The organism is Streptomyces durbertensis, from assembly GCF_014156695.1.
GTDB lineage: Bacteria > Actinomycetota > Actinomycetes > Streptomycetales > Streptomycetaceae > Streptomyces > Streptomyces durbertensis.
In genome coordinates, this window is the sequence record NZ_WMLF01000181.1 from 1 (window position 1) to 10,227 (window position 10,227).

General features: G+C 73.2%; 7 protein-coding genes. 2 read left to right on the forward strand and 5 right to left on the reverse strand.

What is annotated here, in order from left to right:
- Positions 1-418: 418 nt before the first annotated feature.
- Complete coding sequence (locus GL263_RS13970; protein ID WP_182856016.1) at positions 419-2,305, reverse strand: serine/threonine-protein kinase; 1,887 nt, start codon at positions 2,303-2,305, stop codon at positions 419-421.
- Positions 2,306-2,575: 270 nt separating this feature from the next.
- Entirely contained in the window at positions 2,576-4,282 is a 1,707-nt protein-coding gene (locus GL263_RS13975) for a glycerol-3-phosphate dehydrogenase/oxidase (RefSeq protein ID WP_182856017.1), read from the reverse strand.
- Between the two features lie 259 nt (positions 4,283-4,541).
- On the opposite strand from GL263_RS13975, the gene GL263_RS13980 reads away from it, so the two are divergent.
- Entirely contained in the window at positions 4,542-5,774 is a 1,233-nt protein-coding gene (locus GL263_RS13980; protein WP_182856018.1) for a nucleotide sugar dehydrogenase, read from the forward strand.
- Positions 5,775-5,857: 83 nt separating this feature from the next.
- Complete coding sequence (locus tag GL263_RS13985; RefSeq protein WP_182856022.1) at positions 5,858-6,118, forward strand: hypothetical protein; 261 nt, start codon at positions 5,858-5,860, stop codon at positions 6,116-6,118.
- Positions 6,119-6,581: 463 nt separating this feature from the next.
- Here the strand turns inward: GL263_RS13985 and GL263_RS13990 are convergent, their stop codons facing one another.
- The 3 genes from GL263_RS13990 to GL263_RS14000 form a co-directional block, all read right to left on the reverse strand.
- Positions 6,582-7,697, reverse strand: coding sequence for a GuaB3 family IMP dehydrogenase-related protein (locus GL263_RS13990; protein WP_182856019.1), 1,116 nt, complete (start codon positions 7,695-7,697; stop codon positions 6,582-6,584).
- A gap of 133 nt (positions 7,698-7,830) precedes the next feature.
- The gene (guaB, locus tag GL263_RS13995) at positions 7,831-9,333 is read right to left on the reverse strand and encodes an IMP dehydrogenase (protein WP_182856020.1); all 1,503 of its coding nucleotides are present in this window, start codon (positions 9,331-9,333) and stop codon (positions 7,831-7,833) included.
- A gap of 157 nt (positions 9,334-9,490) precedes the next feature.
- Positions 9,491-10,075, reverse strand: coding sequence for a sigma-70 family RNA polymerase sigma factor (locus tag GL263_RS14000; RefSeq protein WP_323379388.1), 585 nt, complete (start codon positions 10,073-10,075; stop codon positions 9,491-9,493).
- Positions 10,076-10,227: the final 152 nt, after the last annotated feature.

Genomic DNA, 10,227 nt, shown 5'->3' on the forward strand with positions numbered 1-10,227 from the left:
GGGACCTGGCGGACGAGCACTTCCTGGCCGCTGGCGGTGTCGTACGCGCGCGACTCGCGCAGCTCGTACTCCTCGGCGGGCGGCAGCGGCAGACGGTAGCGATCGGCGAGCAGCCGTCCGGCGTATTCGTCCACGGCGCCTCCCCACAGCGTGCGTAACCGTCAGTTCCCGCCCCGCGCGGGGCGGATCGGGCGCAGATGCCTGCGGCCTACTCTCCTCACGATACGTGTACTTCGGGCCATACGAGGGCGGTACGCCGACTCGTTACGGGCGCGGTACGCGGTCTCCGTGCGGGCGCTGTGCGGCGGTGTGCGCGGGCGGACGCGCCGGTGTGCCGGGCGCGTGCGCGGGGCTCGCGGCGACGGGAGTGTGGGGCGGACGGGCGCCACGAGGTGTCGCGGGCGCCCGTCCGCGCCGGTCAGTCCAGTCGCGGCTCGAAGGTGCGGAAGGCGGTCTCGCGCAGCGTGGTGCACTCCTCGCCGTCCCACTCCGACACCTTGCAGGTGACGACGATCGCGTAGCCGTGCCGGTCGTCCACCTTGAAGCCCCGGTTGAGGACCCGCACCCGCTCGCCGTGCTCGCGGCGTTCGAAGTGCCAGTCGGAGACGGTCGGGTAGTCACGCCACTCGACGGACTCCATCTCGATCTTGCGGTAGTCGGTGCTGGCCGCCGCGACGGCCGCCTCCAGCAACTGCCAGGCGCGCAGCGCGCTGCCGGTGGGGCTGTTCGTGAAGTCGACCTGGACCTTGGGCACCACACCGCGCCGCTCGGCGTACTCGCCGCCGGAGTTGCGGCCCTTGATGTTCACCCGGGACCAGTCCTCGGGCATCGCCATGCTGAAGCGGAAGCGGTCGTCGGTCCGCACGGCGTAGCCCCCGGGCAGGCCGTCGCCCTCCTCGCCGGCGCCGTCCTGCTCGCCTTCGCCCTCCCGGCCGCCGGTGGGGGCCGTCGCGTCGCCGCCGGACTCACCCGGCTCGCCGCCGTCCGGGTTCTCGGCCTCGGCGTCGGACTGCTTCTCCTTGTCGTCACCGCCGTCGCCGCCGTCGCCCCCTTCGCCGCCGCCTTGGCGGTCCTCGCCCGCCGAGCCGCTGGTGGCGGAGGAGCCCTCGCCCTTGCCGCTGGAGCCGGAGTCGTCGCCGTTCATCGCGAACGCGAGTACCGCGCCGAGGAGTCCGAGGATGACGGCCGCGACGACCGCCACGACCAGCCCGACCGGGCGGCGGCGTTCACCGCTGCCGGCGGCGCGGGCCGGCAGCAGACTGCGCAGGTCCCTCGGCGGCGCGCTGGGCAGGGACTTGACAAGCGAGGTGCGGGGCCCCGGCACGGCCTCCGGCTGTTCGCCGCCGTCCCGGGGCTCCCGGCGCACCGGCTTGTCGTCGGGCGACTTGAGCGGCAGCAGCACGGTCGCGGTCGACGACTGGTTCTCCTCCGGCAGTTGGCGCTCGGAGTCCTCGGGGCCGTCCAGCACCGACTGGAGCAGGGCGCGGGCGCCCGGCTCGTCCAGCCGCTTCTCCGGGTCCTTCAGCAGCAGGCCGTAGATGACCTCCTCCAGCTCGCCGGCGTTCTGCGGCGGCTCCAGGGGGTCGGTCATCACGGCGGTGAGGGTGGCGATGGCCGAGCCCTTGTCGTAGGGCGGGTGGCCCTCGACGGCCGCGTAGAGCAGGCCGCCCAGCGACCACATGTCGGCGGGCGGGCCGGGGCGTCCGCCGCGCGCCCGCTCGGGCGAGATGTAGGAGGGCGCGCCGACGAGCATGCCGGTGCTGGTGACGGACGGGTCGCCCTCCACCTTGGCGATGCCGAAGTCGGTGAGGACGACCCGGCCGCTCTCCTCCTCGATGAGCACGTTGGACGGCTTCACGTCGCGGTGCACGATGCCCTCGCGGTGCGCGGCGCGCAGCACGCCGAGGACCGCCAGGCCCACCTCCGCGGCGCGACGCGGCGTCAGCGGGCCGTCCTGCTTGATGACGTCGGCGAGCGAGCGTCCCTCCACCAGCTCCATGACGATCCACGGCCGGCTGTCCTCGTCGACGACGTCGAAGACGGTGATGGCGCTGCCGTTGCGGATCCGGGCGATGGCCTTCGCCTCGCGCAGGGTGCGGGTGATGAGGCGGCGCTTCTCCTCCTCGTCGATGTCGGAGGGGAAACGGAGTTCCTTCACGGCGACCGTGCGGCCGAGGACTTCGTCGCGCGCCCGCCAGACCGTGCCCATGCCGCCCCGGCCCAGCACCCCTCCGAGGCGGTAGCGTCCGCCCAGCAGCCGCCCGGTCTCCTTGCCCTTGGCAGCGCCTTCGGCGTTCTCGCCCATGCTTCCCCTCGCGTCAGCCCGCCCCAGCAGTGGCACCTATTGTCACCCATCCACGGGGGCGTCCGGCTACAGGGCCGCCGCAACCAAAGGTCCGGACCGGCGCCCGTCGGCCACCCCGCCGGCGGTCACGGCAACTGGCCTGCGGGGCGGGTTGGTTACTCGCCGGAAGGGTTCCCGGCGACGCCGGCCGGCCCCGGGTGCGGCGCGGGTGGGGCCCCGGTGCGGCACGGGTGGGGCCCGGGTCCGGCACGGGGTGGACGCGACGGGCGGTCAGCCCGGCACGATGTCCGGGGCGCCGAGGCGGGCGGCGTCGGCGGTCTGGTCGTCCGGTTGGAGCTGCGACTCCCGCTCGGCCTCCACCCGCTTGTGGTAGTGCTCGACCTCGCGCTGGACCCGGTCGGCGTCCCAACCCAGCACGCCCGCCATCAGTTCGGCGCACTCGCGGGCGCTGCGGGTGCCCCGGTCGAAGGTCTCGATGGAGATGCGGGTGCGCCGGGTGAGCACGTCGTCCAGGTGCCTGGCGCCCTCGTGGCTGGCGGCGTAGACGATCTCGGCGCGCAGGTAGTCGTCGGCGGCCGGCAGCGGGTGGGCGAGCGACGGGTCGTCGGCGATGAGGCCCAACACCTCGTCCAGCAGCGAGCCGTAGCGTTTCAGCAGGTGCTCCACCCGCACGACGTGCAGCCCGGAGCGGGCGGCGATGCGGGCACGGGCGTTCCACAGCGCGTCGTAGCCCTCGGCGCCCACCAGCGGGATGCGTTCGGTGCAGCTCTGCGCCACCCGCGCGTCGAGGCCGTGCACCGCCTCGTCCACGGCGTCCTTCGCCATCACCCGGTACGTCGTGTACTTGCCGCCGGCGACCACCACCAGGCCGGGCACCGGGTGCGCCACCGTGTGCTCGCGGGAGAGCTTGCTGGTCGCCTCCGACTCGCCTGCCAGCAGCGGGCGCAGGCCCGCGTAGACGCCCTCGACGTCGTCCCGGGTGAGCGGTGTCGCGAGCACCGAGTTGACCCGTTCCAGCAGGTAGTCGATGTCCGCCGAGGACGCGGCCGGGTGGGCCTTGTCGAGGTCCCACGCGGTGTCCGTGGTGCCGACGATCCAGTGGCGGCCCCACGGGATCACAAAGAGCACGCTCTTCTCGGTGCGCAGGATGAGGCCGGTGGAGGAGTTGATCCGGTCCCTGGGCACCACCAGGTGGATGCCCTTGGACGCCTTGACGTGGAACCGGCCGCGCTCGGTGATCAGCGACTGCGTGTCGTCCGTCCACACCCCCGTGGCGTTCACGACCTGCCGGGCGCGCACCTCGAACTCCCCGCCCTGTTCGAGGTCCTGGACGCGGGCGCCGACCACCCGCTCGCCCTCCCGCAGGAAGCCGACGACCCGGGTGCGGTTGGCGGCGTGCGCGCCGTAGGAAACGGCCGTGCGGACGAGGGCGGTGACAAAGCGCGCGTCGTCCACCTGGGCGTCGTAGTACTGGAGCGCGCCGGTCAGCGCGTCCTTGCGCAGGCAGGGCGCGACGCGCAGCGCGCCGCGGCGCGAGAGGTGGCGGTGCACCGGCAGGCCCCGGCCGTGCCCGGAGGAGACCGACATGGCGTCGTACAGGGCGACGCCCGATCCGGCGTAGAACCGCTCCCAGCCCCGATGCTGCAGCGGGTAGAGGAACGGCACGGGGCGCACCAGGTGCGGGGCCAGCCGCTCCAGCAGCAGCCCGCGTTCCTTCAGCGCCTCCCTGACGAGGGCGAAGTCCAGCATCTCCAGGTAGCGCAGACCGCCGTGGACGAGCTTGCTGGACCGGCTGGAGGTGCCCGACGCCCAGTCACGCGCCTCGACGATGGCCGTACTCAGCCCCCGGGTCGCCGCGTCGAGGACCGTGCCTGCGCCGACCACTCCCCCGCCGACGACCAGCACGTCCAGTTCGCGTTCGGCCATTCGGGCGAGCGCTTCGGTCCGCTCGGCCGGTCCCAGTGTCGCCGTCCTCACCGTCTGCCTCCCATGTCGCACCGCCTGTCCGGCCGTGCCGTCGTGTCGCCTGGTCGGTCCGTCTCGGTCGGTCCGTCTCGGTTGTGCCGTGTCGTCGGGCCCGGGAGGGGTCCCGTCCCAGGATCGTCCCCGCTTTCCGTGCCGCTGACCCGGCATCCGGCACGGTGGTCGCAATCCACCATATCTGTCATATATGCGCTTAACCTGACGTAGCGCCCCAACGAGCGACCGCCGCCGCCACGGGAAGGAACCCGCAACCATGCCCGTAGATCTCGCAGTCCTCGGACTCGGCCCCCTCGGTCTCTCCGCCGTCCGGAACGCCACGGCCGCCGGCCTCCGGACCCTCGGCTACGAGCCGGCGCCCGGCGCCGTCGAGGAGCTGGCCGCCGGCCGCGCCCCCGCCGACGGCTCGCTCAGCGCGCCCGAGCTGCGCCGGATGCTCAAGTCCGGCTTCACACCGACCGCCGACCCGGACGTGCTGGGCCGGGCCCGCACCGCGCTGCTGTGCGCGCCCACCCCGCCGGCCGCCGACGGCTCACTCGACCTGACCGCCGTCCTCACCGCGGCCGCCACGCTCGCGCGCCGGCTGCGCCCCCGCACCACCGTGGTCGTCGAGTCCACGGTGCCGCCCGGCGCCACCGAGAGCGTGGTGCGGGACGTCCTGGAGACCGGCTCCGGGCTGCGCGCCGGCCGCGACTTCCAACTCGCCTGCGCGCCCGGCCGCCCCGGCGACGGCCCCCGCGTCATCGCCGGCCTCACCCCGGCCTGCACCGAGGCCGCCGCGGCCGCCTACGGCCGGCTCACCGACAAGGTCGTCAGAGCCCGCGGACTGCGCGAGGCGGAGACCGCGAAGCTGCTCGAGAACAACATCGCGCACGTGAACACCGCGCTGGTGAACGAGATGGCGATCCTCTGCCACGACCTCGGCGTCGACCTGTGGGACGTCCTGCGCTGCGCCGACACCCGCCCGTCCGCCGACGCGTACCGCCCGGGCCCCGGGGTCGGCGGGCACGACGTGCCGGTGGACCCGGCGCAGCTCGCCACGCCCCGGCGGGCGTTCGGCCACCCGCCGCGGCTGGTCGCGCTCGCCCGCGCGGTCAACGACCGCATGCCCGAGTACGTCGTGCACCGCGCGGCCGCACTGCTCAACGAGCACGGCAAGTCCGCGCGCGGCGCCCGGCTGCTGCTGCTGGGCGTGACGCACCGGCCCGACCTCGCCGACCAGACCGGCTCACCCGCCCGGGAGGTCGCCGCCCGGCTCACCGACCTCGGTGCCGACCTGAGCTACCACGACCCCCACGTGCCGCACTGGTCCATCGCCGGCCGGCCCGTCCCACGTGTCGACTCCCTCTATGACGCCGCCGCCGAGGCCGATCTGACGGTGCTGCTCCAGAACCACCGCGTGTACGACCTCCAGGGACTCGCGGCGAAGGCGCAGCTGCTTCTCGACACCCGTGGCGCGAGCCCGGCCGGGGTCGCTCACCGGCTCTGAACATCCGCGCTGGCCAGGGGCTTTGTCAGTGGTGGCAACTAGAATCGACAGTGTTCGATTGGTTCGCCGACGCACCCTGGAGGATGCCGATGGCCGTTGTCGACGCACCACCGCTGCCCCCGCTGAGAGAGGTGCGGCTGCCCGCCGGTCAGCCGCGTGAATGGTACGAATCCCACAACCGCAAGCTGAAGGCCATGCGGCTGGCCCTCGCCTTGCTGAACACCGGGGTCTACCACCCGACCCAGGCCCCGAACCGCCGGATCCGCGCCATCGCCCCGCTGGTCGGGGTGCACCCGCCGTCGGACACGACCTGCCGTCTTGTCCGCTCGCTGATGCTGCGCTGAGCGCCGCGCGGCCGACGCTCCGCTGAGCCGCCGCGCGGCTGACGCGGCGCGCCGCCTGCTGCTCGACGTCCGCCCGCCGGCTCGGGCCCGGAAGTCCGCCCGGGCCGGTGTGAGGCCGGACGACCCGGCGCGCGCTCCCCTTCTCCGACTCGTCACCAGGTGACGGGCCGCCACGGCCCGCCGCCCGGCAGGCCGTGCCCGGAGCCGTTCGACGGCTCCGCACGGCCGCGTCACGCCCGCGCCCCGCGGACGCGACCGCCCGCAGAACACCGCAGCCACCGACGAAAGGTACCGCCTTGCCTCACGCCCTGGCCGACGACGGTCACGCGACGCTGCTGCCGCCCGCCGCCCGCCCCGCCGACTGACGCGCGGCGCCTCACCCGTACGGCGGTAGACGCGAGGGGCGCCCCCCGGCCCGGGGGGCGCCCCTCAGTACGTCGACTCACGCCGTGGTCGGCGCGGTTCAGCGGCTCAGGGCCACCGTGACCTCGACCCGCTGGAACTCCTTCAGCTCCGAGTAGCCCGTCGTGGCCATCGCCCGGCGCAGCGCGCCGAAGAAGTTCATCGAGCCGTCGGGCGTGTGCGACGGGCCGGTCAGCACCTCCTCGGTCGTGCCGACCGTGCCGAGGTGCACCTTCTTGCCGCGCGGCACGTCCTCGTGGACGGCCTCCATGCCCCAGTGGTGGCCGCGGCCGGGGGCGTCGGTGGCGCGCGCGAGCGGGGAGCCCATCATCACGGCGTCGGCGCCGCAGGCGATGGCCTTCGGCAGGTCGCCCGACCAGCCGACGCCGCCGTCGGCGATGACGTGCACGTAGCGGCCGCCGGACTCGTCCATGTAGTCGCGGCGGGCGGCGGCCACGTCCGCGACGGCGGTGGCCATCGGCACCTGGATGCCCAGCACGTTGCGGGTGGTGTGGGCGGCGCCGCCGCCGAAGCCCACGAGCACGCCGGCCGCGCCGGTGCGCATCAGGTGCAGCGCCGCCGTGTAGGTGGCGCAGCCGCCGACGATGACCGGCACGTCCAGCTCGTAGATGAACTGCTTGAGGTTCAGCGGCTCGGCGGCGGACGACACGTGCTCGGCGGAGACCGTGGTGCCCCGGATCACAAACAGGTCCACACCCGCGTCGACCACGGCCTTGGAGAACTGCGCCGTGCGCTGCGGGGACAGCGCGGCGGCGGTGACCACGCCCGCGTCCCTGACCTCCTTGATGCGCCGGCCGATCAGCTCCTCCTTGATCGGCTCGGCGTAGATCTCCTGGAGGCGGCGGTTGGCGCGCTCCTCGTCCAGCTCGGCGATCTCGTCGAGCAGCGGCTGCGGGTCCTCGTACCGGGTCCACAGGCCCTCGAGGTTGAGCACGCCGAGCCCGCCCATCTCACCGATGCGGATCGCGGTGGCGGGGGAGACGACCGAGTCCATCGGGGCGGCCAGGAACGGCAGCTCGAAGCGGTAGGCGTCGATCTGCCAGGCGATCGAGACCTCCTTCGGGTCGCGTGTGCGACGGCTCGGCACGACGGCGATGTCGTCGAACGCGTAGGCCCGCCGTCCGCGCTTGCCGCGCCCGATCTCGATCTCAGTCACGTGATACTGCCCTTCCGTACGGTGTGCGCCCCTCGGTGTCCCAGGGCGGCCCAGTATCCCAGGCGCCCGCCACTCCGCCAGCAGGACCCGGGCGGATGGCGGCGTACTCGATGTGCCCGGCGCCGAAGCGGGCTCAGCGGCTGCTGTAGTTGGGCGCCTCGGTGGTCATCTGGATGTCGTGCGGGTGGCTCTCCCGCAGACCCGCCGAGGTGATGCGCACAAACCGGCCGCGCTCCTTCATCTCCGGGACCGTCCGGCCGCCGACGTAGAACATCGACTGCCGCAGACCGCCGACGAGCTGGTGCACCACGGCCGCCAGCGGGCCGCGGTAGGGCACCTGGCCCTCGATGCCCTCGGGGATCAGCTTGTCGTCGCCGCTGACCTCCTCCTGGAAGTAGCGGTCCTTGGAGAAGGAGCGCTGGTCGCCGCGCGACTGCATGGCGCCGAGCGAGCCCATGCCGCGGTAGGACTTGAACTGCTTGCCGTTGATGAACAGCAGCTCGCCCGGGGACTCCTCGCACCCGGCGAGCAGGCTGCCCAGCATGACCGTGTCCGCGCCGGCGACCAGCGCCTTGGCGATGTCGCCGCTGTACTGGAGGCCTCCGTCGCCGATCACCGGCACGCCGGCCGCGCGGGCCGCCTCCGCGGCCTCGTAGATCGCCGTCACCTGCGGCACGCCCACACCGGCGACCACGCGCGTCGTGCAGATGGAGCCCGGTCCGACGCCCACCTTCACGGCGTCCACCCCGGCGTCGACGAGCGCCTTGGCGCCGTCCCTGGTGGCGACGTTGCCGCCGATGACGTCCACCTGGTTGCCCGACTTGATCTTCGCGGCCATCTCGCCGACCAGCCGGGAGTGGCCGTGGGCGGTGTCCACGACGACAAAGTCGACGCCGGCCTCGATCAGCGCCTGGGCGCGCTCGTACGCGTCGCCGGCGACACCGACCGCCGCGCCGACCAGCAGCCGGCCGTCGGCGTCCTTGGCGGCGTTCGGGTACTTCTCGGCCTTGACGAAGTCCTTGACGGTGATGAGGCCCCTGATCCGGCCCTCGGCGTCGACCAGCGGAAGCTTCTCGATCTTGTGCCGCCGCAGCAGCTCCATGGCCTCGTCGCGGTTGATGCCGACCCGTCCGGTGACCAGCGGCATCGGCGTCATGACCTCGCGGACCTGGCGGTCGCGGTCGGTCTCGAAGGCCATGTCGCGGTTGGTGACGATGCCCAGCAGCTTGCCCGCGTTGTCGGTGACCGGCACGCCGCTGATGCGGAACCGGCCGCACAGCGCGTCGGCCTCGCGGAGGCTCGCGTCGGGGCGGATCGTGATGGGGTCGGCGACCATGCCGGACTCGGACCGCTTCACCCGGTCGACCTGGGCGGCCTGGTCCTCGATGGAGAGGTTGCGGTGCAGCACGCCGACGCCGCCCTGGCGGGCCATCGCGATCGCCATCCGGGCCTCGGTGACCTTGTCCATCGCCGCCGACAGCAGCGGGATGTTCACCTTGACGTTCCGCGTCACGTACGACGCGGTGTTGATGTCCTGCGGCGCCATGTCGGACTCGCCCGGCAGCAGCAACACATCGTCGTAGGTCAGCCCGAGGGTGGCGAATTTAGCGGGCACACCGCCGACGTCGTCCTTCATGACACCTTCCCCAATGGTCTTGCTGCGGCACGGGTGTCCATGCTAACGCCCAGAAGACACCCGCTCGTACGGCTGATTCCTGGTAGGAAACTACGGGCGGCGAGGGCGACAACACCTGGTTGCGCCCGTTTGTTCCCCCTCTTCCCGCCCGTTGCCCCTACTGCTCGGCGAGCGCGCGCAGCCGGCTGAGCGCCCGGTGCTGGGCCACCCGCACGGCACCCGGCGACATGCCGAGCATCTGCCCCGTCTCCTCCGCGGTGAGCCCGACGGCCACCCGCAGCAGGATCAGCTCCCGCTGGTTCTCCGGCAGGCTGGCCAGCAGCTTCTTCGCCCACTCGGTGTCGCTGCTGAGCAGCGCCCGCTCCTCCGGGCCGAGCGAGTCGTCCGGCTGCTCGGGCATCTCGTCGGAGGGGACCGCCGTGGACCCCGGGCGCCGCATGGCGGCACGCTGGAGGTCGGCGATCTTGTGCTGGGCGATGGCGACCACAAACGCGTCGAACGGCTTGCCGGTGTCCCGGTAGCGCGGCAGCGCGCACAGGACGGCCAGACACACCTCCTGCGCGAGGTCGTCCACGAAGTGCCGCGCGTCCCCCGGCAGCCGGCTGAGCCGGGTGCGGCAGTAGCGCAGGGCGAGCGGATGGACGTGGGCGAGCAGGTCGTGCGTCGCCTGCTCGTCGCCCTCCGCGGCACGACGGACAAGAGTCCCGATGGCCGACACGGCCGTTCTCTCGTCGTCACGCATCGGTCCATGGTGCACCGACGCCGGAGCGTCCGTCGCACCGAGCCCGCTGTTGTGCACCGAAGCGTTATGAGTGGGCGCGCTCGTCGGCATCTTCCGCGCCCTCCCCTCACGCCTGACTGACCGGTCCCCGAGGAACTCCATGCCTTCAAGGA

Excerpts from the sequence above, each read along its gene's own strand:
- GL263_RS13970 (WP_182856016.1), bottom strand. The coding sequence starts at position 2,305 with ATGGGCGAGAACGCCGAAGGCGCTGCCAAGGGCAAGGAGACCGGGCGG.
- GL263_RS13980 (WP_182856018.1), top strand. The coding sequence starts at position 4,542 with ATGCCCGTAGATCTCGCAGTCCTCGGACTCGGCCCCCTCGGTCTCTCC.
- GL263_RS13985 (WP_182856022.1), top strand. The coding sequence starts at position 5,858 with ATGCCGATGGCCGTTGTCGACGCACCACCGCTGCCCCCGCTGAGAGAG.
- guaB (WP_182856020.1), bottom strand. The coding sequence starts at position 9,333 with ATGAAGGACGACGTCGGCGGTGTGCCCGCTAAATTCGCCACCCTCGGG.
- GL263_RS14000 (WP_323379388.1), bottom strand. The coding sequence starts at position 10,075 with ATGCGTGACGACGAGAGAACGGCCGTGTCGGCCATCGGGACTCTTGTC.